Source organism: Planktothrix sp. PCC 11201 (assembly GCF_900009135.1).
Lineage (GTDB): Bacteria > Cyanobacteriota > Cyanobacteriia > Cyanobacteriales > Microcoleaceae > Planktothrix.
On record NZ_LT797711.1, the window covers coordinates 266,510 to 291,239 of the forward strand.

Below are 24,730 nucleotides of genomic sequence, written 5' to 3' on the forward strand. Positions count from 1 at the left end.
TGTTCCCTACCATTAATAAATGGGAGCTAGAATAGAGCCCCACCCAACCCTCCCATGAGTAAGGGAATGGTTGGGTGGGGTAGAGATAAATATAAATATCACAACTGATTTAGAATTTAATATTAGTATTTTATAGAGGCGTTAAAAATAACACCTCTATATGAATTCAATCAGAAGAAATTAAATCAGTTCAACGATTCCATTGGAACCAATACTAATACTCTTATGACCTGCCCCTCCAGAGGAAATATTGACGGTTAGTTCATTTTTTTCTGCATCAAAATTGCCTTTAAATCCCAGAGGAGTCCCATCTATGGTATAAATTAAAATGTTGACTGCCCCCGTTTTAATCTGCGAAAATGCTAGAACGGTTGATTGTCCACTGGCTAAAATTTTAGACGAATTTTGGCTTAAACCATACTGAATCGGTTTTCCTGCTTCATTGATGAGTCGAACTGTAACCTTTTGATCGGTTTTTACCCGAAATCCGGTATAAACCTGGGCAGAAATGGGACTAGGGGAGAATATAACGGGAGTAGCGAAACCTAATATTCCGACCAAAGCAACCGTCGTTAGAAGTTTGATTTTCATAGATTTTATGGAATTAAATCAGAATGAGTTTGTCAATTATTCTAATCTATATTTTTGAGATCACAACACAAACTAATAATTTTTCCGGCTTGTCTCCGATGAAAATTTTAGATTTTCTCAACATTTGATCGGATCACAATATACAGCAAAAATCTCCTAAATTCCATGACTCTTTCCAATCACCCAATTCCGACGGAAAAAACGGGATAGGGCCGATTCTTCTAGTTGTAAAACAATTGGACGACCATGGGGACAGGTGCGAGGATTGCGGGTTTTAATCCATTGATCTAATATAGTTTGCATTTGGGTTAAACTCAGTGGTGTGCCATTTTTGATCGCACTCCGACAGGCGGTGGCGACCTGTGCGGCTTGTAAATCTCCTCCTAAACTTAATTCTAATAAGGCTTCTGGACAATCACTGCGTTGGATTAATAATTCCGGTGCGTTTCTAACTACCCAAACCCCATCTCCAAAGGGATCAACTTCTAATCCTAAACGGTGCATTTGTTCTAATTGTGCTGTTGATAAGGATTGTAAAATAATCCCGGGTTCTAGGGGAATTAATCGCCATTGATCACAGATTTGTTCATATAAAATCCGTTCGTGGGCAATATGTTGTTCAATTAACCATAATCCGCTAGAATGTTCGGCAATAATATAGGTATTCAGAACTTGAGCGATCGCTTTTATTTCTAATATTCCTAATTCGGTTTTAGACTGAGTTGGAGACGTTTCAGATTCTGGGTGAATTGCAGAATTTATATTATAACTTCCCTTTTCTTCCGATACTTTTAATAACTTCTCAATTCGATTTTGGGGAGGGGAAATTCTCTCGAAATTCAACCTTAAAGCCTGTTCAATTCCTTGACTAATCAGTTCTTGCCATTGGTTCAAATTTTGGAGATAAACTTCACTTTTATCAGGGTTTCTATTCCAGTCTACTTGTTCGGGTAACAGGTGCAAATGCACAAAACAAATGGGATAGCGATCGCGGGGACAGGTTCGTTCTAGGGCGGTTAATAGGGTTTGTTCTAATTCCGGCGATCGCACTATGCGGCCATTAATAGCTACCTTCACCCAATCGGGTCGGCGACGATGACAGCGATCGGGTAATCCTAATATTAATTCAATGTCTTTTAAGTTAAAATTATCATAATCTGGCGGAATTTTCAAATAAAATAAATCACTGAATTGAACATTTTTAATAATCTGAGGTAAAACCTGTTGAGCATTCACCCCCGGACTAATTTGAAACCAAGGATTATTGCCTTGACGCAGTTGCCAAGTTACCTGGGGATGACATAAAGCAATTTGCTGAATTATTAACTGAATACCGCGCAATTGTTGAGCCGAAGTCGGTAAAGATTCACGTCGATTTTGCCAATTTTCAAATAAATTAGAAACCGTAATCACTGTTCCCTGGGCGACAGCAATAGTTTCGGTTTGAACAACTTCTCCTTGATGATTATAACTAACACGCCAACCGGAATGAGAAAGGGAAGGAGAACGGGGCCGACTAATAATTTCTAAATCCGATAATTGAGCTAAACTGTGTAAGGCTTCCCCCCGAAATCCTAAACTATTAATTTTAAATAAATCCGTAATTGTGTTAATTTTGCTGGTACTATGGGCGGTGGCGGCTTGTTTTAAATTAGTTAAATCCATACCCCAACCATTATCTACCACTTGTACCCGCCAAGACTCCGGCCAGACTGAAATTATAATCCGATTTGCCTCGGCATCTAAGGCATTTTCCACTAATTCCCGAACCACCGCCACTAAGGAGTCAATAACTTCACTGGCTGCAATTAAATCAACAACATCTTTGGGGAGAGTCCGAATATAATTCAAGGGTAAACAGGTTGAATTTAACATTTCAAAGGCAATAGGCAATCTTGCTATAACTAATAGGTAATAGGGTGAAATATAATTTTAGTTTAATTTGACTTCTTCGGCAACTTCAGCGTGCATTTCTTTGAGTTGAGTTTGGGGAAGTTTAATATAAAAAGTAGTTCCTTCATTGGGAACGGATTTAAACTGAATTTGACCGCCATGGGCATCAATAATAGATTTAGCGATCGCCGTTCCTAACCCCGTACCACTGCGTTTTCCATGGGTAACAAAGGCATCAAATAAATGTTCACGAATCATATCGGGAATTCCAGGGCCATTATCAGCAATAGCAATTTCTGTCCACTCTCCGGTTAATTTAGCCGTGATTGAAATAGCTCCTCCTGGTTTTTCAAAGGCTTCTACCGCATTTCCCACTAAATTTTGAAAAACTCGAGTCAGTTTATTTTCATCAACATAAATCCGACAATTTTCATCGGCTTGCACAGAAAAATTAACCTGGGTAGATTGAAAATAAACCCGATTTATTTTTTCAAAATTTTGTAGCATTTTTGCCACGGAAATCGATTTTCTGTAGAGTAGGGCACTGCCTTTCGTGAATTCTAATACCTCCTCTGCCATGCCTAACATCCGTTGAATTTGCATAGAAATCAAATCACACCATTCTTGAGTTTCTTCATCGGGGTGCATCTCCTTGAGCATGGAACTCGATAACTGAATTCCGGTAAACGGACTTCTAAAATCATGCAAAATGGTATTCACCATTTCCCCGACTAATTCCATTTTTTCTTTATGGACTAATTGATGGACATATTGATTGGTAGTAACGCGCAAATGACTAATAATATAAGTGAATAAATTCAGAATCACTTTACCCTTAGCATTGCTTAAAATTTGCATCAAATCCGGTTGAGAAATTTTAGCTAATTTTACCTGTCCGGCCGTTATTGCCCTGGCGCTGCGGGGCTGTCCATCTAAGACCCCAAATTCTCCAAAAAAGTCATTAGCTTTGGCAACAGCAATGGTTTGATATTGGCTCAATGGAGCTTCTTTTTTAAACTCCACCCGACCTTCTAACACTAGATATAAAAAATTAGGAGCTTCTCCTTCTTCAAAAATAATATGTTGGTCGGCAAACTGTTCGACGATTGCCAGTTCACAGAGTTGTTGAGCTTCGGGAAGATCAAAATAGCTAAGAAATCGGTGGGAGGATATATCCATTTTTATAAACCGGGTTGTGATCAAAGATTAGGGAGATCTACTTTTGTGACATTAATATTATGGGAATAGAAAGAGTTGGGCATCTGAAAACAGAGGGATTCTAGGGGAGAAATGGCTTTTAGCAACTAGAATATTTGGACTCGATACTATTATCAATTATAGCGTAGATGTTCCCAGTAGTTGAGCCAAAGATGCTTGTAATACCGGGGGTAAACGACGCATAATTTTCCCCGTTTGTCCATCGATGGGAACTAAGGTAACTTGGGCACTGAGATAATGGGATTGGCCATCTAGGGATTCAATCCGGTATTCCCAGGGAATTCGCATTCCTTTAGTCGGTAGAATTCGACTTTTAACCACCACCTGCATTCCCATTTTAACGGGTTTATGGTAGCGAATATTCAACTCGACAACGGGCAGTTCGCAGCCCATTTCTACTAAGGCATGATATTCCAATCCTGCCAAACGTAACCGTTCTACCCTGGCTTCTTCCATCCAAGATAGATAGGTTCCATGCCAAACAATACCACCATAGTCGGTGTGATGGGGAGAAACCCGCACAACATAGTCAAACCAAGGGGTTGACCAGGGGACATCCGTTGAGGACGGGGGCTGGGGGAAAGGATTTGTTTCAAACACTTTACAAATATATTCAGAACGCAACATTTCTATAAATTATCTGTCAACCAGGGGGATTATTCTAGGTATGAAGACTGTTTAATCCGTCTTGGAAACCATCTGACCACTGATAAATCACCTATTTTAATCACAAGGAAAACCCATGATAAAAAAAATTCTAGTTGCTGTTGCAGGTCGGGGATTATGCGAAGAAATGCTGAATATGCTCTTGGATATCCCCTCTTTCCAACAAGCATCGATCACGCTTCTACACGTTGTTTCCCCTGAAATTAGCTCGGATACGATGTCGGAAAAGTTAACCGAAGCTGGAAAGATTCTGGCCGAAGCTGTTACCTCGATTAAACTCGACTCCAAGCAAATTAATCCTCTACTTAAACAAGGTGATCCTAAAGATATCGTTTGTCAAGTGGCTGATGAGGAAGATGTGGATTTAATTATTATGGGTTCTAGGGGTTTAGGACGCATCCAAGCAATTCTGGAAAACTCCGTCAGTCAGTATGTATTTCAATTAACTACTCGTCCCATGCTATTAGTCAAGGACGATACCTATGTCAAAAAACTGCGTAAAATTATGGTGGCCGTGGATAATTCCGAAGCCTCCAAACAGTGTTTACAGTTGGCAATTTCCTTTGCTAAAGATTTAGCTAGTTCTCAACTGATTTTAGTCCACATTAATAAGGATATATCAGGGAAATCGAGCGAAGATTTCAGTAATAATGCTGAAAAAGATCCTGTTTTAGCCCCGGCAATTGAAGCAGTAAAACGTCTGGGAATCGGCTATCGTTGCGTGAGTGGGATTGGTAAACCAGGCCCAGAACTGTGTAGTATTGCTGAAGAAGTCGGGGCTGATTTATTAATGTTAGGTTCCCCAGACCGTCGCCCCAACATGGCTAAGAGTTTTATTGACTTAGACCGATTGTTGGGGAGTTCCCTCTCAGATTATGTGCGAGTTTATGCTAATTGTCCTGTTTTGTTAACACGGACAACGACAAAATAATCCACTCTTAATTAACAAACATAATAAAAAGCGCCACAGTAACAGTCTGATGGCGCTTTTTTTGAATTAAAATTCAATCAAAATTCAGGAAAAAATGGTATTAACCTTCTTTACCATCCCGACTTTGGGTTTGAATATACAGAATCAACAGAAAAACCGCAGGAACTGCCACAAACAAAATGCTGGCAACAAATCCTAAATCATTAACTTGCATAATTGCCCTACCTTAACTTAAATGGGAAATTCAAATACCCCTAGGGTATCATTAATTGACGTTTTTGAATAGATTGATTTTATAGCGGGTAATAGGTAATGGGTAATTACAAAAAGAGTTTACTTCCTTCCCCTACCTCCCCTGCTCCCCCTGCTCCCCCTGCTCCCCCTGCCTCCCCTGCTCCCCTTATATCTTTCTCCAATATGGCTTATATTACCCAACGTCGTCGCTCCGTTAGAAATTATTCTGTTCCTCATCGTTCTAACAGGCAATCTCCTGTTAGAGTAGGGACTAGAATACCTCATAGATTAGCGAAATTAAAATACTCTCGAATTATATTTTTAATTGCCNATCCTGTTGTTCGGGTGTTAAAGATTCCCAACGTTCTCGACTGACCCAGGAAGCATCAGGAGCGCGGTCAGCACCATTCGGCAGGGTAAAACCCGTATTAGAATCAAAAACTTCACCTAAACGGGTTTTTGAGTTCCATAAATCAAGTTGAGTGGTAATTTTAACATTCCGTTTCCCTGTATTTCCTCCAGTTGGTGGCATAATAATTAACTCTCCTGAGTTCGTGCGTTCAAATTGAAAATCATTATTTTCCTGACACAATTGCCAAAATTGTTCCGAGGTTAAATCAAGTTTCAATTTTAAAATTGGGGGTAAGTTCAGAATATTGGTTTCCATAATAATTTGGGTTTTTGAATGGAATGGGGATTAAATACTTAATAGCCTACCAAATCGAAGTTAAATCTAATACAAAACCTGGTAAAATATCCTCGCCTGAAATTTGGTTAGGATGTTCCAATATTTCAACATCTTGATGCAAACGATAAACTTCTATTTGTTGCTGTTTACGATTAATTAACCAGCCTAACTTTGCCCCATTCTCCTGATATTCTTGCATTTTTTGACGAGTTTTTTCTAAACTATCACTTGGAGACATTAATTCCACCACAAAATCAGGACACAAAGGTACAAATTTGTCCTGTTGTTCGGGTGTTAAAGATTCCCAACGTTCTTGACTAACCCAGGACGCATCAGGAGCGCGGTCAGCGCCATTTGGCAGGGTAAAACCCGTATTAGAATCAAAAACTTCACCTAAATTATTCTGACGTTTCCAGACTAAAAGTTGAAAAATTAAATCAGCATTCCGTTTCCCTGTATTTCCTCCAGTTGGTGGCATAATAATTAACTCTCCTGAGTTCGTGCGTTCAAATCGAAAATCGTTATTTTCTTGACACAATTGCCAAAATTGTTCCGAGGTTAAATCAAGTTTCAATTTTAAAATTGGGGGTAAGGTCAGAATATTGGTTTCCATAATCATTTGTTCTAAATTTCCTATTTTTCTAAAAGCTATTGCCCATTGCCCATTCCCTATTCCCCCATTATATAATAGAGAATATCAAAATCAACTGTCATGATGAACAAACTCATCTCTAGTTAAGGTTAATTTTTGTAACAAAATCGATCAGAAATTGAGGTTTTTTCCCATTTTTGAAGCTCAAACATAAACTAAAATTAAATCTTCTGGAATATTCTGGGATTTTGATTAAAATATCTGTTATTACATAAGAAACTATCATAACTGAATCCGATGATAAATTCTAGCCGATTTCGCTTAATTCGCAAGCGGTTTGTCTTCGTTTTTCTGTTTATATTAACCTTGGTGGGATGCCGAATTATCAGTAATTCCCCCGTTAGCGAAGTCATCCCGATGATTGCCGACTTACCCAAACCGCAACTTCCAGAATGGATTGAAACAATTAATCCCCTGGGTGAGAGCCCAGAATTAAGTCAAATTCATGTTATTTTTAAAAACCCTTTAATTCCCCTAGAAAGTTTAGATAGTTCAGGACAAAAAAAACTCCTGAATAACTTTGAAATCAGCCCCAAAATACCTGGTGAGTTTCGATTTTTAACTCCTAGAATGATCGGATTTCAAGCCGATAAATCCTTACCCTTAGCCACTCGTTTACAAGTTACTATAAAAAAAGGATTAGCCGATTTAAACAAAAATCAATTAGACCAGGATATCGCCTGGACATTTGCCACCGAACCAATTAAATTATCTAATTTACCCGGAAGTGAAGAACAACCCGGTTCTCCAGAAAATCCCATAGGATTGAATCCTGAACTCAAATTTAATTCCAACGTAGAATTAGATTTAACCTCTTTAAAAGAACACTTACAACTAATTTCTCAAAAAAACAATCAAGTTGTTCCTGTTGAGGTTAAAATTGCCCAACCAGAAGAAAATAAAACCCCCATTGAACCTTTAAAAAGATTCAATTCAGTAACTCAAAATCCAGAATATATTGTTACTGCTAAACAACCATTACAAACCGCTACTAAATATCAATTTAAAATCACACCAGGGTTACGTCCAGTTCAAGGAAATTTAGAAACCCAAGTTGAGATTTCTAGCCCAATTAAAACCTATGATACTTTAAAATTTGTTAATTTAGAACTTCAGGGCAAAGCTTCAGAAGAAGGAACATCAGGGCGGTTTATTACGGGCAATCCTCAACTGGAATTTAATAATGGAATTATTGCCGAATCAGCCCTAAAAAATATTACTATTAAACCCGCACCCAAGCCCGATATTGAAGTCATTCAAGCCTATAATGATTATGAGCGGGTAACCATCAATCCTTGGGCTTTAGAACCCCAAACCAATTATACCATTACGATTGGTGCAGAAGTCGAAGATAAATTTAACCAGAAATTAGGAAAACCCGTTACTGTTAGTTATAAAACCGGAGATTTAACCCCAGATATTTCTGTGCCTTCGGGATTAAATATTTTCCCCTCTCAACAAAATTTAGAACTGAATATTTCCACCTTAAATTTACCCGAATCAAAATATCAGGCTACTTATCAAGTTGTGCAACCCACGGATTTAGTTTATACCAATACAGCTGACCTGAGAGATAAGGGAAAAAATCTATTACTTCCCAAGAAAAAATGGGCAACTTTTCCGGTTCCTACCCCGAAAAATAACGTTCAAGAAACCTCAATTAATTTAAGAGAAAAATTAGGGGGAAATACGGGAATGTTAGCCTACGGAGTCAGGGCAAAAACCACCCGTTATCAACGAGAAGGTGAACAAAAATGGAGTGAGCCAGAATTTTATGGACTGGTACAATTAACTAATTTAGGAGTATTTGCCCAATGGTTTCCAGAGTCAGGAATGGTGCGGGTTAATCACTTAGATAATGGCTCCGTTGTCGCAGGAGCAACCGTTGAAATTTATTCCTCTAAACTCGATGCCAAATCCTATCCTAAACCTCAAAAATGTGCAACGGGAATTACCGATAATCAAGGTATATTATCCTTAAATTCTCAACAGTTAAAATCCTGTATGCAAGGGGAAAGGTTTGCCCAAGCACCGGAATTATTAGTGATTGCCAAAGAAGGTAAAGATTGGGCTTTTACCCGCACTTTATCCTATAGTGGAAAATATGGATATGGAATTGAAGCCAATTGGGAAGATAAACAAACCCTATCCCGGGGCGTGATTTTTTCAGACCGTCAACTGTATCAATCCGGTGAAAAAGTTGCTTTAACAGGTGTCGCCTATTCCCTAGAAAATGGCACATTAAAACCCCATAAAAATCAAACCTATCAAGTTACCTTAGAAAATCCCAAAAAACAAAAGAAAGAGTTAGGTGAGTATCAAACCAATGAATTTGCTACATTTTCTGTAGAATTTTCCTTAGAAGAAAACCAACCTTTAGGAAATTATATTATTCGGGCAAAAGACAATAACGGGGTGGAACTTTTAGGGGAATTCCGCGTAGCTGAATTTAAACCCCCTAATTTTAAAGTTGCCCTGAATTTAGATCAAAAATTTGCCAAAATTGGAGATAAAATTACCGCAAAAGCCCAGAGTGAATATCTGTTTGGTGCTCCCGTAGCCGACGGTGCTGCTAAATATTATGTTACTCGAAATGCAACGGATTTTGTCCCGAAAGAATGGGAAAATTATTCCTTTGGTCGTCAATGGTTTTGGCCGGAAGAAAAACCCAATGTTTCTGATAGTGTATTACAGGAAAATCAAGTTTTAGATTCCCAAGGTCAGGGGAGCAAAACTATTGCCGTAGATAAGGATTTACCCTATCCCATGACCTATCGAGTCGATGTGGAAGTGACTGATATTTCTAACTTATCCGTTACCAATTATGAGTCCTTTACCGCCCTTCCCAGTGACCGTTTTATTGGGTTGAAAACGCCATTTATTGCCGAAGCGGGTAAGGCGTTTCCCATTGAGATGATTGTCACCGATATTCAAGGAAAACCCCTAGAAAATATTGGGGTAAATTTGCAACTGCAAAAAATGGATTATAGCCAAGTGACGCGAGTTGTTGAAGGGGCACAAACCAATAAAAATCAAATTCAATATCAAACTGTTGCTCAAGTTGATATTAAGTCAGGTCAGAAGGAACAAACAATTAATTTAACTGCTCCAGAGTCCGGTTCCTATCGAATTCGAGCTAATTTTAGCGATGGAAATAATGAAATTACTGCCACGGATTTACAAATTTGGGTCACAGGTAATGAATTAGTCTATTGGGGAGGAGAGGAAGATCAATTAACAATTAAACTGAATAAAACCACCTATAAACCAGGGGAAACCGCAACCGCTTTAATTCAATCTCCCTATCCCGAAGGGGAACTATATTTTGCTGTAGTGCGGGATAAACCGCTTTATGAAAAGGTGATTCAAGTTAAAGGAGGCGCGCCAGAAATTCAGTTTCAAGTTACCCCAGAAATGTTACCAAATGCGGCGGTTGAAGCGGTATTAGTGCGACAAGGAAAACCGATTTCTGAACTGGAACCTGGGAGTTTAGAAAACTTAGCTAAAATTGGATTTACGCCCTTTAAAATCAACCTAGAAGATCAATATTTGCAAGTGCAAGTTAGTCCCCAACAAGCCAAACTAGAACCCGGTTCTCAACAAACCTTAGACCTGACTTTAACTGATAGTAAAAATCAACCTCTGCGGGGACAATTCATCGTGATGGTGGTGAATGATTCAGTTTTACAACTCAATAATTATCGACCTCCAAATTTAGTAGAAACGGTCTATGCAGAACAACCAATTTCCACGCGATTTAGTGATAATCGTCCGGCGGTTATTTTAAATCAATTAGCCTCTGCTTTAGAAAAAGGTTGGGGTTATGGAGGCGGTTTATCAACGGCGACAGCTAATCCGAGAATTCGTAAAAATTTTCAAGCCCTAGCTTTTTATCAAGGTTCAATTATTACCAATAATCAAGGAAAAGCCACAGTTAATTTCAAACTTCCTGATGATTTAACGACCTGGCGAGTGATGGTAGTGGCAACGGATGGAAACCAAAAATTTGGGTCGGCTGAAACTACATTTATGACTACTCAAGCATTAATATCTAACCCAATTTTACCCCAATTTGCTCGTCCTGGTGATCGGATTTTAGCCGGATTATCAATTACAAATTTAACCGGAGAAAAAGGCAAATTAAATATTACGGGAACTGTTAACGGTGGGATTCAATTTTCCCCTGGAAATGCCTCTCAACAAACCTTAAAAACTAACGCAGAAGCCGGAACTAATGCCTATCGCTTTCCGATTTTAGTACAACAATCAGGAGAAGCTCAAGTTCAATTTACCACGGAATTTAACGGTAAATCCGATGGGTTTGAAGTCCCTTTGACGGTTAAAACTTTTAACGTTACTGAACAGGTGATTGAGTCAGGACGAACAACTAATAATGTTACTATTCCCCTAAATATCAGTAAAAAAGTGGTTCCCGATTTCGGAGGATTAGAAATTAATTTAGCCAGTACCCTAATTCCTCAACTCACGGCCTCTGCTCAACAGGTCTTTAATCGAGAAAAATGGCCGTTTCTCGAACCTGCGGTTAGTGAATTAATCATCGCGGCGAATCTGCAAATTTTGAGTAAAAAATACAATCAAAATTTCAGTAATTTGCAGTTACCCGAACGGGCTAAAACGGCTTTAGCTGATATCAAAAAATTGCAACAAGAAGATGGTGGAATTTCAGCCTATCCGGGTTCAAGATTCTCTAGTCCTTTCCTTTCCGCCTATACCGGAGACGCTTTAGCTCAAGCTCAAACTGCGGGATTTTCGGTTAATTCTGAGTTGATTAATTCTCTCAAAACCTATTTAACTCAAGGTGTAAATGATCCCTTAAAATATGATTTTTGTAGCGATGAAGTGTGCAAAAATCAAATCCGCTTAAATGCTTTAATAGCTTTAGACGCACTGGGAGAAAAACGCAGTGATTTCTTAGATGATATCCTGCAAAATTTTGATCAATTTGATCCCGTAACCCAGATTAAACTGGTACGCTATTTATCTCAATTTCCCCAATGGAAACAGGAGTATGATACTCTATTTGAGCAAGTGCAAAAACAGATTTATGTCACGGGAAGAACGGCAACATTGAACTTACCTCAAGGCTATAGTTGGTTACATTCTGATACCGCAATTCAATCCCAAGGGTTACGTTTATTGTTAACAGAAAATCCCCAATCTGCCACCGTTGATAAGTTGGTGGAAAGTTTATTAAATCTGCGTCGAGATGGAACTTGGGGGGGCAGTTATGATAATGCCCAGGCGTTAACCGCTTTAACTGCCTACAGTCAAACTGAAGCGACACCCCCTAACTTTAATGTGGCGATTACTTTAGCAGATCAAACATTAGGAGAAACTCAATTCAAAGGGTATAAAGATTCTAATTTTAGTTTGAATCTACCTATGTCAGAATTACCCAAAGGCAAAAATGATTTAATTTTAGAACCGTCAAATCAGGGTAAATTAAATTATTGGGTCGCCTATCGATATCGTTTAGAAGGAAATCAACCCGGACGTTTAAATGGGTTAAGAATTACTCGCACAATTCGCCCAGCAAATGAGGATAAAGTCCTAAAAACAATTGACTTAAATTCCCCGAAAGATCTACTCAAGGTATCACCAGGACAAGTGTTTGATATCGGTTTAGATATTATTACGGATCATCCTATTAATCAAGTCATGATTACTGACCCCCTTCCTGCCGGATTTGAAGCCATTGATGCTAGTTTTAAAACCAGTAATTTGGCAGTAGAAGCTCAAAAAAGTAGTTGGCAAATTAATTATCAAACAGTTCATAATGACCGAATTACAGCCTATAGTGATCGCTTAGAACCGGGAATTTATCAACTGCATTATTTAGTTCGTTCTGTTACTCCTGGGGAATATTTATGGCCGGGTGCGGAAGCGAAATTACAACATACTCCCGAACAATTTGGTCGCAGTGCATCGACAACTTTATTGGTTTCTAAACCTTAGTTGAGATCCCCCTAAATCCCCCTTAATAAGGGGGACTTTTAAATCCGTTTCCCCCCTTTTTAATGGACTAAGATCCCCCTAAATCCCCCTTAATAAAAGGGACTTTTAAATCCATTTTCCCCCTTTTGTAAGGGACTAAGATCCCCCTAAATCCCGGTTATTAAGGGGGACTTTGAAATCCATTTCCTCCTTTTTTAAGGGGGGTTAGGGGGGATCATCTTACAAAAAAAAATTTTAATAAAGCAGAAAAAATGGTAAAATCAGAATAATTTCAACCCACAGGATAAGGAATAAAATCAATGTCTGCGATCGCGGTAATTGACTATGATATGGGTAACTTACACTCGGTTTGCAAAGGTTTAGAAAAAGCCGGGATAAAACCTCAAGTGACTGACTCCGCTACAGTGATTAAAAATGCTGATGCGGTTGTATTACCTGGGGTGGGTTCCTTTGACCCCGCTATGCAACATTTGCGATCGCGAAATTTAGTCGAACCCATTCAAGATGTCATTGCTTCCGGTGTTCCCTTTTTAGGCATTTGTTTAGGGCTACAAATTCTGTTTGAATCTTCAGAAGAAGGTCAAGAAAAAGGCTTAGGAATATTCCCTGGAACCGTGCGCCGTTTTCAGTCAGAACCGGGGTTAACGATACCCCATATTGGTTGGAATCAACTATCTTTAACTCAACCTAATTTACCTTTATGGAAAACTATTGGTTCCCAACCTTGGGTCTATTTTGTGCATTCCTATTATGTTCATCCAACTGATAGTAATTTGACCGCCGCGACGATTCAACATGGAAGTCAAATTATTACGGCTGCGATCGCTAAAGATAACGTGATGGCGGTACAATTTCACCCGGAAAAATCATCAAATGCTGGACTCAAAATATTGGATAATTTTGTGGAATTAGTTCAAGGTAAACCTCAAACGTTAAGCCCTGTTTCTGTATAAGATAAACTGGATTTGTTATTAATTGGAGGAATAAATTTTTGAGTTTAAGAATCTATGGAAACCGCTTAATTAAAACCTTACCTGGAGAAGAAACTAGACCCACATTAGCTAGGGTCAGGGAAGCGGTTTTTAATATTTGGCAAGGTAAAATAAAAGGCTGTCGCTGGTTAGATTTATGTACGGGTAGTGGGTCAATGGGGGCAGAGGCATTATGTCGAGGGGCAGCGGTTGTGATCGGGATTGAACAACACGGAAAAGCCTGTAAAGTGATCCAAGAAAATTGGCAAACAATGGCGGATTCTTCCCAAACAATTCAAGTAATTAGAGGAGATATTTTAGGAAAGTTAAAGACCTTATCCGGGCAAAAATTTGATTGTATTTATTTCGATCCGCCCTATAATAGCAATCTTTATCAACCTGTATTAGAGGCAATATCTCAATATCAACTCCTATCTGAGCAAGGAGAAATTGCCGTAGAACACCATCCCCATCGTTGGCAAATTCAACCGATTATAGACCTAGAAATTTGTCGAGAAAAAACCTATGGCAATTGTGCTTTAACATTTTATAGTAATCATTTGTAGGGGCGGGTTATGTTCAATTTTTGTGAATCACCTAAATCTGGATAAACCCGCCCCTACAAGCATTTATCAGTCTGATAATTGTTTACTATTACCCATTACCCATTACCCACTATCGGAGTTTTTATGTCCTACGAAAAAGAAAAAGAAATTGCCATTGCAGCCACATTAAGCGCCTGGAAACTGTGTGAAAGAGTGCGCCAAAATATTCCGCAAGCTATGGAAAAAATTGATAAAAGCCCGGTGACGGTAGCTGATTATGGATCTCAAGCAATTATTTGTAAAGCTTTAGCAGAAGCATTCCCCAATGATCCGGTAGTCGGGGAAGAAGACGCCACGGAATTACAAACCCCAGAAATGGCGGAAAACCTAGCAAAAATCACTGAATATGTCCAAGAAATTATTCCCGATGCTACTTCAGAACAGATTATAAACTGGATTAATCAAGGGAATGGAAAAGTTGAAAAAAGGTTTTGGACATTAGACCCCATTGATGGGACAAAGGGCTTTTTAAGACAGGATCAATATGCGATCGCTTTGGCTTTAATTGAGGATGGAGAGGTGAAAGTTGGGGTGATGGGATGCCCAGCCTATCCGTTGGAAAATCATCAATCTGGGGCCTTATTTGTAGCGGTTAGGGGACAGGGATCAACGATGTTAATTCCGGCAACCGGGGAAGAAATTCCGATTCAAGTTGTCGCTGAAAATGATATGGAAAATCTGCGATTTGTCGGCAGTATTGAAGCCAGTCACGGAGATATTGATCGTCAGGATGCTGTGGCTAAAGCGGTGGGAATTGTAGCGCCAGCTATTAAGATGGATTCCCAGGCAAAATATGGGGCGGTGGCGTGTGGAAAAGCGGCTTTATATTTGCGACTTCCTTCTCCTAAAACCCCTAATTATCGGGAGAATATTTGGGATCATGCCGCCGGGGCAATTGTAGTAGAAGAAGCGGGGGGACGGGTAAGTGATATGTTGGGTAAACCTTTAGATTTTGCCTCTAATCCCAAGATGTTAGAAAATCGGGGAATTATTGTGAGTAATGGGATTATTCATGACACGGTTTTAGGAGTATTAAATCAATAAATTCTCCTAATTATTTTAGGATTATTTTTGATTAATTCTCTGTAGGGGCAAGGAGACTTTCATTAGTGTTAACTTAAGCATCCGAAGCCCGGAAATAAATTTCGGGCTGTATAGATGTTCCATGGCTTTAAGCCTGAAATTAATTTTAGGGCGATCGCAATATTGAATCATAAATCCGTAATTTCACTGATGCAAAATTACAACATTTGTGCATTCAACTTAATTGAAAAAACTTTACAGACTTTTCCGTAACTCATCACCTAGGTTTTGTTGAACTGAATAGAACCTTAAAAACCTCAAAAATTGGATCATGCACATTTATAACCGTAGGATTGTGACTCGGAATTTTGCTATTGCTATTGTCAATGGAGTAATTACACTGATTATTCTGTTGATTGCACCGTTAGGATTAACGGCAGTTATTAGTAATACTTTTTTAGTCACCGTTGCTAGTTTTTTTACAGCGACTTTTGCCGATAGAATTGTCCAACTTCTGCAATCTTCTGCTTCTGTTCCTGAAGTTCCATTACATAGGGATATTCCCTATTCTTCTCAATTAGATCCTCGTTCCTCCCATGAAATAGAGCACTAATTTATGTTAACTCTCTATGTTTCTCAACAGGGATGTTATCTGACCTTAGAGGCGGAAAATCTGTTAATCAAAAAGGGGAAAGCGGTGTTAGCAGAAGCTCAAATTCCCCTACTGGAACAGGTGTTAGTCTTTGGTCAATCTCAAATTACAACTCAAGCCATTCGAGCTTGTTTATCTCGCAATGTTCCGATAGCTTATCTATCTCGGATGGGATATTGTTATGGTCGAATTTTACCCGTTGAACGAGGATATCGTCATCTGTCTCGGTATCAACAACAACTGACTCGAATAGACCGTTTAATTATTGCTCGTTGCCTTGTTCAAGCTAAACTAAAAAATAGTCGAGTTATTCTCCAACGCCAAGCTCGTCGTCAATCTTCTGAGGTGATTACTTTTGCAATTCAAAGTTTGAATCATCTCATGGAAAAGGTCAGAGAAGCAGAAAGTTGGGAGCGATTAATGGGGCTAGAAGGTGCAGCAGCGGCTCAATATTTTTCGGCTTTTGGGGAGTGTTTAAATCATCCTGAATTTGTGTTTACGGTGCGATCGCGTCGTCCCCCAGGAAATCCAGTGAATGCGATGTTGAGCTTTGGTTATCAACTGCTTTGGAATCATCTTTTAAGTTTAATTGAACTTCAGGGACTTGATCCCTATTTTGGTTGTTTACACCAAGGAACAGAACGCCATGCGGCTTTGGCTTCCGATTTAATTGAGGAGTTTAGAGCACCGATTGTGGATTCTTTGGTGATGTATTTAATTAATCGTAATATGATTGATGCAAATACAGATTTTACCTACCATGATAGCGGTTGTTTTCTGAATGATTCGGGTCGAATTAAATACTTAAAAGCTTTCCTACAACGAATGGAGGAAAAGTTAACTACCGCCGCCGGAGAAAATCAACCCCGATGGGATACTTTGACTCAACAAGTTAAGGCTTTTAAGCAGTTTGTTTACAACCCAATTGAAGGGTACAAACCTTATGAAATTCGCTGATGTTATTTTACATTGTCGCTTATGATATTCCCTGTGATAAACGTCGTCGTAAAGTGGCGAATTTATTAGAAGGATATGGGAAGCGGGTTCAATATTCGGTGTTTGAGTGTGTGTTACCTCAATCGAAATATATTGAGTTACAGAAGCGCTTGAAAAAACTGGTGAATTTGACTGAAGATAATCTGCGGTTTTATCCCCTTTCTCGCCATACCTGGGGAAGTGTGGAAACTTGGGGTCAGGGGCCAAAGATTACGGAGTATCCGAGTTCACTGATTATTTGATGGTTTTTGCGAGGCTGCGGGTAAAATGGCTATGATGTCGATTCTGCTATTCAGAGCCTCGCCTAACCTCTCTGTAAGGGTTCTACGGGTTTGATGGTGGGGGGAAATCTTGTTTGGGCTAACGGTTTTTCCCAGCCTCGCAAACTGCCCCTAGACAGCCGATGGTGTCTGGGTTTAAAATAGAGGGGTCGCTTCTATTCGTAGAAGTGGAATTAATGGAAACTTCAAAATCCAAATAGGATCTTTAGCTTGAGTATCTGTATGATTTCCAAAGTCGCTTCTATTCGTAGAAGTGGAATTAATGGAAACTATTATCAAGTCTTTTACAGTAACCAAATGCGCTCGGTTATAGTCGCTTCTATTCGTAGAAGTGGAATTAATGGAAACGTTAGATAGTCCTTCATCTTAACTCAGTACCCTTGAGTCGCTTCTATTCGTAGAAGTGGAATTAATGGAAACACTAACTGGAATGGACAGTTAATATGGTTTAGTTATACACCGTCGCTTCTATTCGTAGAAGTGGAATTAATGGAAACATCCCTGGAGTAGGAGTCATATCATTCAACTCCTTGTCCACCAGTCGCTTCTATTCGTAGAAGTGGAATTAATGGAAACATTAATGCTCCCTGTTACTCTTCAAGGTAGTATTCAATTGTCGCTTCTATTCGTAGAAGTGGAATTAATGGAAACCATCCCCATGAGAAAAACCTAGGGTTTTTCCTAATCTGGAATTTTCCCAGTCGCTTCTATTCGTAGAAGTGGAATTAATGGAAACTTCTTCAAAATTGGGCCACCACAAACCTCCAGACCAATCAAACCAGTCGCTTCTATTCGTAGAAGTGGAATTAATGGAAACGGGTTAAGGGTTGATTAAGTTTGGACTGGCGCAAGTTAACACCAAGTCGCTTCTATTCGTAGAAGTGGAATTAATGGAAACTAGAACGCAACACAGGAGCAGTAAATTGAGCAACCATAATATCAATCTCTTTTCTAAATATCAGAAGTCGCTTCTATTCGTAGAAGTGGAATTAATGGAAACTTTAGAGGTACTTAATACCTCTACCAACAACATTAATGTCGCTTCTATTCGTAGAAGTGGAATTAATGGAAACTTGGGGTGGGACGATTGGTTCGTCCTGACCGTCCAGAACCCGATAGGTCGCTTCTATTCGTAGAAGTGGAATTAATGGAAACTGAGATTGTGATGAGAGATTTACTGAAGCAGTCCTTCAGTTCCTTTGTCGCTTCTATTCGTAGAAGTGGAATTAATGGAAACTTCGTTGTAATACTTATGAGGAACCACAGTAGGTTTCCGCATAGATAAGTCGCTTCTATTCGTAGAAGTGGAATTAATGGAAACTCCCTGGTGGAAGGCCTTGTACCTGAGCCAGGATGGAGTCGCTTCTATTCGTAGAAGTGGAATTAATGGAAACAAGATTGAGCTTGCTGAGAAGAATCTTCATCATATCCCCCCATCATTTCAGCAGTCGCTTCTATTCGTAGAAGTGGAATTAATGGAAACCCAGGATGAGAATTACTCATTCCTTGTTGGACAGCTCCAACAATGTGTCGCTTCTATTCGTAGAAGTGGAATTAATGGAAACGCCTTCATGACTTTAATAGTGGTCATTCATTGGATTAGTCGCTTCTATTCGTAGAAGTGGAATTAATGGAAACAGAGTTACGGAACACCCCAAATTCACCTCCACTGCACTTGGAGTCGCTTCTATTCGTAGAAGTGGAATTAATGGAAACAGCTCATATCAAGATGCTAACAACAAAACTCAGCCTTGCTACTTGTCGCTTCTATTCGTAGAAGTGGAATTAATGGAAACTGGAAATAGATTGAACAGTGATTTGATTGATAGTAGACAGTCGCTTCTATTCGTAGAAGTGGAATTAATGGAAACTACCAGAGTTTGAAACCTTATACATTACATCCACTAAGTCGCTTCTATTCGTAGAAGTGGAATTAATGGAAACTTGAGAAATCAAAGCAATCGATGAGGAGATTGACCAGAGGCTCCATAATGTCGCTTCTATTCGTAGAAGTGGAATTAATGGAAACTAATAATTCTAGCATAGAAATTCGAGAAGATGGGTACTTTAAGTCGCTTCTATTCGTAGAAGTGGAATTAATGGAAACATACCATTCTTGAAAGATCCCCGTAACAGATTAGTAGTACATATTTTTAGCCCTGGTCGCTTCTATTCGTAGAAGTGGAATTAATGGAAACTTGGTGTGCTTCACTCACCCACTGAAGAAGGGTTTCAGTGGTCGCTTCTATTCGTAGAAGTGGAATTAATGGAAACACCCAGAGCATGGACTCTGGAAGAGGGAACAACTGAAGTCGCTTCTATTCGTAGAAGTGGAATTAATGGAAACGACCATCACGGAGGGCTTTCATCTCTGCAATGGTCATCATTCGGTCGCTTCTATTCGTAGAAGTGGAATTAATGGAAACACTTTGAGAAGTGCATAACCACGGTACACCATAGGGGTGCGTCGTCGCTTCTATTCGTAGAAGTGGAATTAATGGAAACATGAAAGTTAGTATTTCTACAAGCAGAGTTCACTTGCGGTCGCTTCTATTCGTAGAAGTGGAATTAATGGAAACCATCCTTGTCAAGTTTGGGCGACATATCATCCCCGAAGTGTCGCTTCTATTCGTAGAAGTGGAATTAATGGAAACCCTCATCATATTTATAAATCAAAACACTATTCCAATCGTCGCTTCTATTCGTAGAAGTGGAATTAATGGAAACTACAAACGCTACTAAGTAAAGGGGAATTAACTACTTGAGTTCGTCGCTTCTATTCGTAGAAGTGGAATTAATGGAAACGGAAGACCTTCTTCAACTCTATTATGCAGCTATCGAGTCGCTTCTATTCGTAGAAGTGGAATTAATGGAAACTTCCCATCCTTCTCAACACAATGGTCAAGGAATGCTTGTCGATTAGTACGTCGCTTCTATTCGTAGAAGTGGAATTAATGGAAACTTATTAAGTAGTTAATAAATATGAGAGGGGCCCTTATTACTTCCTAGTCGCTTCTATTCTTAGAAGTGGAATTAATGGAAACTCACATCAATTAATAGTGTCAGCAATTATTTGACACTATTAATTAGTTAAATAATTCTGAGATGTGGAATTATAGCGGTTTTCAGACGAACAGTTTCTAGGGATAAAAACCCGGTTTCTCAAAGAAGCCGGGTTTTTAGGTTTGTCTCACAAAGCCATGATCAAAAACAGGATAGGAAAAATAATCCCATCCTGTTGAATAATTGATATAAAAATCCGTTAAATCGATCTTAATTTTTTAACATCACATCGCTGTTACCCGTCGTTAAAATCCAAGTTGTCATCTTTTTTTTCCTTAATTAACAGAATTAATTTTGACCATTGATTGAGGTTGTTTATAGTAAGAGATCCCCCCTAACCCCCCTTATTAAGCGACAGGATTGGCAAGTTCTCCTTTTCAATGGGGATATCCGCTCTCAAAGTCCCCATTTTTAAGGGGGATTTAGGGGGATCTTATTAGTCTAACTAACCTCCTCCCCAAAGTTTTTCAAACTCACCAGATTGAGCTAAAAACATTAAAAAATCTTGGGTTTGTTGAGAACTATCGGGAAAAATAGTTAACAATTCAATGTATTCATTAGGAACCCGTTTAATCTTTTTATCCTCCACAATATAACGGGGACACATCCGATGCCAAATCCGGCCAATTCTTCCCATTTTTCCCGTCAAATCCGACTGTTTAATCGTTTTTGAACCGTTATAGTTCCCATGAAACCACTCAATAGCTATTGAGTCCAATTTATTCTCAGCAATTCGGCCCCAAACCTGCACGTTTTGGGGATGCCAAGCTTCTCGCCAATTTGCTCCTTGAGGACTCAATTGTTTTCCCTGAGTTTGACTCACCCAGTTCTTAGTTTTTGAGTGAATATCATTCAAAAATTTAGTAATATCCCCCAACTCCTGCACCGGACAATAGAACTTTTGGGAAGAAGAAATAAACTCCCAATGACAACCAATCATCGGTTTATTTCCCTTTTCCAAATATTCCTCAAAAAACATCCGATGATCAATTCGTCGCCAAGATTTACCAAATCCTCCTAAGAGTAGAGAAAACTTAATTAACCGCGTCACCAAATTGCGATACGGGACTTGTTCGGGTTCACTCAAATTCCCCATCAGGAGAATATCTAATTGCCCTTTTTTCAAGTCATAAATGGGCATGGAAAAAGGGTTTTTGCTGGGAGTATAAGTAAAATCATCTAACTCTAAATCCTGAGCTTGAAATGCGATTCCCAATTTCCCTACAATTGACCCATTAGCACCCGCAAAACCCCCCCAAAGGTGTTTAGTTAGTTCCTCAGCCGTGCTTTCATTTGTCACCCCTCCCAGTAGCCGCAAAGTGTGACCCCGTAGAGCCGCTTTGAACATATTGGCGCGGAATTCTCCCTCTTTATTAATCAGTTGGGAAGCTAATCCTTGACCCTTCAAATTAACAGTTAATAAAGAATTTTCCGGGTGAATTTTCGGTTGACCATAACCCGCACTCACCCGCGAACCAATTCCCCGACCTAACGCCTTTTCCCAAATCTGCCAAATGGTTTCCCATTCTTGATCTTCTAGGGGTTTTTGACAGGAAATTCCAAAAATTAATTCCGGTTTATACAGAGAAATTTGGATAAATGCAGAATGATTTCCTGAGTTTTTGACCTGCCAATTTTCCTGGGGATGGACAACATCAACTAATTGATCTTCGTCCTTCCAATCTGCATTTTTCGGATAACCCCCATGAAACCTCAGTAACCCTGGTTTGGTTTCCGTCCCCACAGTCCCGCCACAATATTTAAGCCCTTCTTGGGACGTACAGGCCCGCAGAAAGGCCCCTTTCATACTCGCCCCCGGATAGTAGGGATATCCCCGCGCCCCAATGACCGGACGAATAACGCCCTCATCCTGTCCACTATTAGTAATAAATCGCCAAGTAATCGCGTAGCTTTTGACTTGAACTTGATCACTAAATTCAGGATTTTGAGCCCCAATTGCTTCCATCCATTCTTCCGCCCAAATATAGGCTTGTTGATCTCTTTGACTCGGTATTAAACGTTGAATTTGACTGCGGGTTTCGATTTGGGCGCGAAACATTAAAGGCACAGAATTACTATCAACCATTATTCCCGCCTCCCGATGGTTTATAGCGTTGTGTCCACCAAACCATATTTTCACAAAGTTGAGTTAAAATTGCTAAAGCAACTTTGCGTTGTTGCGGATCAAAATTCCATAATTGATCCGTCATTTGCTTAATTTGTTGACTGTTACCACTCCCGATAGAATCATTCGGAATTTTGACTCCAGCCTGCTGCATAATTTTAACTAAGGTTCCCCAGGTATCCTTCCAATAGCTGGCTTTCGCCCCATCTAAGCGAAACTGTTCACCCCAAAAACGTTCTAACCCATAAGCTACCGTCATCCGCATTTTATAGGCTTGAGCGGGGGCATCTTTTTGATCCCGATATTTTAAGACTAAATCGTGAGCATATTGGTCTAATTTGTAAGTAGTCCAAGCCATTAGTTAACTCCTTTTAAGGTAATATTACAGTGACCAAAACCAATAGATTCTAAACCGCCTAAATAGACCTCGGCTTGATCCTCTCCGTTGAAGGGTTGCCAAGTTTCTTTTGTCGGTCGAATGGCGATCGCAAACACTAAAATTGTTTCTTCGGGTAGGGCTTCCGTATTAAAAAATGCTCCTTTTGTGACTTTCTTTTCCTGTTTATCTAAAGCCACCCGACTTTGGCGATATAAAGCCATATCATGAATCAGGGAAATTTCATCATCCCCGACTACAACCGCCGGAAGTTCCTGTCCTAATGGAAACCAAGGTTTCAAGTCTTCAGTTTTATCAATAGTCAGAAAACCGAAGTTAAAAAACAAGGTATTTGTACCCTTAATATTCAGGGCTTTTAAGGCTTTTGAACCCGTATAAACCGCAGGAATATTGTTAGAAATTCCAGCAATTCGTTGATAGCGTTTTAACAGTCGAGGACAAGTAACCCAGACTATCGGTTGACCGGGGCAAAACACAGGTAACCAGACAATAGAAGCATATTCAAACTTGACAAAAGACTCACTGGTGCTATCGGGTTTTCCCGATTCTGCTTCGCTACCATACCATTGATTCGCGTTAGATTCTCCTTGGAATTGTCGCATTTCGGCGCGAAATCGACCCCGAATTGAACTACCTGGAATAATCCCAGTTTGGGTAAATTGATCTCGGAAAATTAAATTGAGATTTCCGCTTTCTTCTCCTGCGGTTGCTCCCACATGGAGAGGAGCTAAGGTTTCAATAATTCCGTAGGCTTTTTTATACATTAAGCAACTCCTTGAATGGTTAAAGGTAAACACAAACCACAGCCGACTTTTTTCAGACTGTAGCCTTCTTTGGGAAACCAATCTTCTGACCAGTTCCACCAGGGCAAATTAAGCGGTTTATCTAATACATAAACACTCCCCGCACTAACGGCATAACGTCCTCGCCCCATGCGTCCTCCCGCCCGATAGCGATAGGGAACAGCCCGATCTGTTAGCATGAGTTGAGGTTTGGGAAAATCGGGGTTTTGGGGATAGCGAAACGATAAACGATTTGAACCCCAAACCGCCGGAGTTATTAAAGCAAATGCGGTTTGAATCGGTTGATTTAACAGCTTAATCAAAGGATGGTTATTATCCAATGCCAAACTATTAATTTCAACCAGATGATTCTCGCCCCCAAATCGATACCAGCCAGAGGGTAATTCATGGGTGGAAAGATATACTAAACAAGCTTCTTGATCCAGTTGCACAGCATATTCTAAAAACAAGCCATCTTCGGCTTGAACTTGTCGTTGTTCCGTTTGAATTTTAGGATGCAGCATGGAAACAAATTGCCAAGGAGTTTTAGCAACAGCCGTACTCTCTTTTACCTGTTTAGCCGTGCGATTCCAGGCGACAACCTCTTGCCAAAAATAATCGGATTCTAAGTCATAATCTCGGTTTTTAACATTCCATTTACCCTGTTCAATTCTCCATTCATTTGTTCCTTGATCACCAATAACTTTAGTTTGGGGAATGGGAAGATAAAAGTTTTTTTGCTGTAACTTTTTTTCCTCTGACCAAAACGGCCCCGCCACATATAAATTATCGCGTAATTCCTCTTGAGTAGCAAAGGAATTAACTTTATTAGCACTGAAAAATAGCCCCGACAAAGTTGCCGCATCGGGAGGAAACTTTTCCCGGGAACGACCGACTAAATTTTCCGGTGATAGAAACCCGCCGGAACTGCCATACATTAACCCCAGGGGGTGAATTGTAATTAAGTATTTGAACATTCTGTTTTT

At 39.6% G+C, this 24,730-nt stretch carries 18 protein-coding genes, 1 pseudogene and 1 CRISPR repeat array; of the genes and pseudogenes, 8 read left to right on the forward strand and 11 right to left on the reverse strand.

What is annotated here, in order from left to right:
* Positions 1–180: 180 nt before the first annotated feature.
* From PL11201_RS23495 to PL11201_RS23510, 4 genes are all read right to left on the reverse strand, one after another.
* Positions 181–591, reverse strand: a complete 411-nt coding sequence (locus tag PL11201_RS23495) for a hypothetical protein (RefSeq protein WP_079681276.1) — start codon at positions 589–591, stop codon at positions 181–183.
* Positions 592–747: 156 nt separating this feature from the next.
* Entirely contained in the window at positions 748–2,466 is a 1,719-nt protein-coding gene (gene mutL / locus PL11201_RS23500) for a DNA mismatch repair endonuclease MutL (protein ID WP_079681277.1), read from the reverse strand.
* A gap of 57 nt (positions 2,467–2,523) precedes the next feature.
* Entirely contained in the window at positions 2,524–3,663 is a 1,140-nt protein-coding gene (locus tag PL11201_RS23505; RefSeq protein WP_079681278.1) for an ATP-binding protein, read from the reverse strand.
* Positions 3,664–3,819: 156 nt separating this feature from the next.
* A complete protein-coding gene (locus PL11201_RS23510; protein ID WP_079681279.1) occupies positions 3,820–4,329 on the reverse strand; it encodes an acyl-CoA thioesterase in 510 nt (169 codons plus the stop codon).
* A gap of 115 nt (positions 4,330–4,444) precedes the next feature.
* Here PL11201_RS23510 and PL11201_RS23515 point away from each other — a divergent pair, with 115 nt between their 5' ends.
* Positions 4,445–5,299 (forward strand): universal stress protein, encoded by an 855-nt coding sequence (locus tag PL11201_RS23515; RefSeq protein WP_079681280.1) that lies wholly within the window; start codon positions 4,445–4,447, stop codon positions 5,297–5,299.
* A 100-nt stretch (positions 5,300–5,399) separates the two neighbouring features.
* Here PL11201_RS23515 and psbM read toward each other — a convergent pair whose 3' ends face one another.
* The 3 genes and pseudogenes from psbM to PL11201_RS23530 form a co-directional block, all read right to left on the reverse strand.
* Positions 5,400–5,513: a photosystem II reaction center protein PsbM gene (gene psbM / locus PL11201_RS23520; RefSeq protein WP_079681281.1), complete on the reverse strand. Its 114-nt coding sequence runs from the start codon at positions 5,511–5,513 to the stop codon at positions 5,400–5,402.
* 351 nt (positions 5,514–5,864) lie between these two features.
* Positions 5,865–6,200, reverse strand: a pseudogene (locus tag PL11201_RS23525) (Uma2 family endonuclease); the annotation flags it as partial.
* A 46-nt stretch (positions 6,201–6,246) separates the two neighbouring features.
* Positions 6,247–6,834 (reverse strand): Uma2 family endonuclease, encoded by a 588-nt coding sequence (locus tag PL11201_RS23530; RefSeq protein WP_079681608.1) that lies wholly within the window; start codon positions 6,832–6,834, stop codon positions 6,247–6,249.
* A 276-nt stretch (positions 6,835–7,110) separates the two neighbouring features.
* Here PL11201_RS23530 and PL11201_RS23535 point away from each other — a divergent pair, with 276 nt between their 5' ends.
* The 7 genes from PL11201_RS23535 to cas2 all read left to right on the forward strand — a co-directional run bounded on the left by PL11201_RS23535 (position 7,111) and on the right by cas2 (position 17,338).
* The gene (locus PL11201_RS23535) at positions 7,111–12,849 is read left to right on the forward strand and encodes an alpha-2-macroglobulin family protein (RefSeq protein WP_079681283.1); all 5,739 of its coding nucleotides are present in this window, start codon (positions 7,111–7,113) and stop codon (positions 12,847–12,849) included.
* 299 nt (positions 12,850–13,148) lie between these two features.
* Complete coding sequence (hisH, locus tag PL11201_RS23540) at positions 13,149–13,802, forward strand: imidazole glycerol phosphate synthase subunit HisH (protein WP_079681284.1); 654 nt, start codon at positions 13,149–13,151, stop codon at positions 13,800–13,802.
* A 38-nt stretch (positions 13,803–13,840) separates the two neighbouring features.
* On the forward strand, positions 13,841–14,386 hold the full coding sequence (gene rsmD / locus PL11201_RS23545; protein WP_079681285.1) for a 16S rRNA (guanine(966)-N(2))-methyltransferase RsmD: 546 nt from the start codon (positions 13,841–13,843) through the stop codon (positions 14,384–14,386).
* Between the two features lie 123 nt (positions 14,387–14,509).
* On the forward strand, positions 14,510–15,469 hold the full coding sequence (locus tag PL11201_RS23550) for a 3'(2'),5'-bisphosphate nucleotidase (protein WP_079681286.1): 960 nt from the start codon (positions 14,510–14,512) through the stop codon (positions 15,467–15,469).
* 310 nt (positions 15,470–15,779) lie between these two features.
* The gene (csx18, locus tag PL11201_RS23555; RefSeq protein ID WP_079681287.1) at positions 15,780–16,061 is read left to right on the forward strand and encodes a CRISPR-associated protein Csx18; all 282 of its coding nucleotides are present in this window, start codon (positions 15,780–15,782) and stop codon (positions 16,059–16,061) included.
* A gap of 3 nt (positions 16,062–16,064) precedes the next feature.
* On the forward strand, positions 16,065–17,057 hold the full coding sequence (gene cas1, locus PL11201_RS23560) for a CRISPR-associated endonuclease Cas1 (protein WP_079681288.1): 993 nt from the start codon (positions 16,065–16,067) through the stop codon (positions 17,055–17,057).
* Positions 17,057–17,338: a CRISPR-associated endonuclease Cas2 gene (gene cas2, locus PL11201_RS23565; RefSeq protein WP_079681289.1), complete on the forward strand. Its 282-nt coding sequence runs from the start codon at positions 17,057–17,059 to the stop codon at positions 17,336–17,338. Before cas1 ends, cas2 begins: the two co-directional genes overlap by 1 nt.
* 187 nt (positions 17,339–17,525) lie before the next feature.
* A CRISPR array of direct repeats spans positions 17,526–20,421; the repeat unit is 36 nt; unit sequence GTCGCTTCTATTCGTAGAAGTGGAATTAATGGAAAC.
* A 464-nt stretch (positions 20,422–20,885) separates the two neighbouring features.
* Here cas2 and PL11201_RS23570 read toward each other — a convergent pair.
* The 4 genes from PL11201_RS23570 to PL11201_RS23585 are packed head-to-tail and all read right to left on the reverse strand — an operon-like array spanning position 20,886 to position 24,721.
* Positions 20,886–22,526 carry a hypothetical protein gene (locus PL11201_RS23570; RefSeq protein ID WP_079681290.1) on the reverse strand — a complete coding sequence of 547 codons (1,641 nt, stop codon included), beginning with the start codon at positions 22,524–22,526 and terminating at the stop codon, positions 20,886–20,888.
* On the reverse strand, positions 22,519–22,923 hold the full coding sequence (locus tag PL11201_RS23575) for a hypothetical protein (protein ID WP_079681291.1): 405 nt from the start codon (positions 22,921–22,923) through the stop codon (positions 22,519–22,521). Before PL11201_RS23575 ends, PL11201_RS23570 begins: the two co-directional genes overlap by 8 nt.
* Positions 22,923–23,726, reverse strand: a complete 804-nt coding sequence (gene cmr4 / locus PL11201_RS23580; RefSeq protein ID WP_079681292.1) for a type III-B CRISPR module RAMP protein Cmr4 — start codon at positions 23,724–23,726, stop codon at positions 22,923–22,925. Before cmr4 ends, PL11201_RS23575 begins: the two co-directional genes overlap by 1 nt.
* On the reverse strand, positions 23,726–24,721 hold the full coding sequence (locus tag PL11201_RS23585) for a type III-B CRISPR module-associated Cmr3 family protein (protein ID WP_079681293.1): 996 nt from the start codon (positions 24,719–24,721) through the stop codon (positions 23,726–23,728). Before PL11201_RS23585 ends, cmr4 begins: the two co-directional genes overlap by 1 nt.
* Positions 24,722–24,730: the final 9 nt, after the last annotated feature.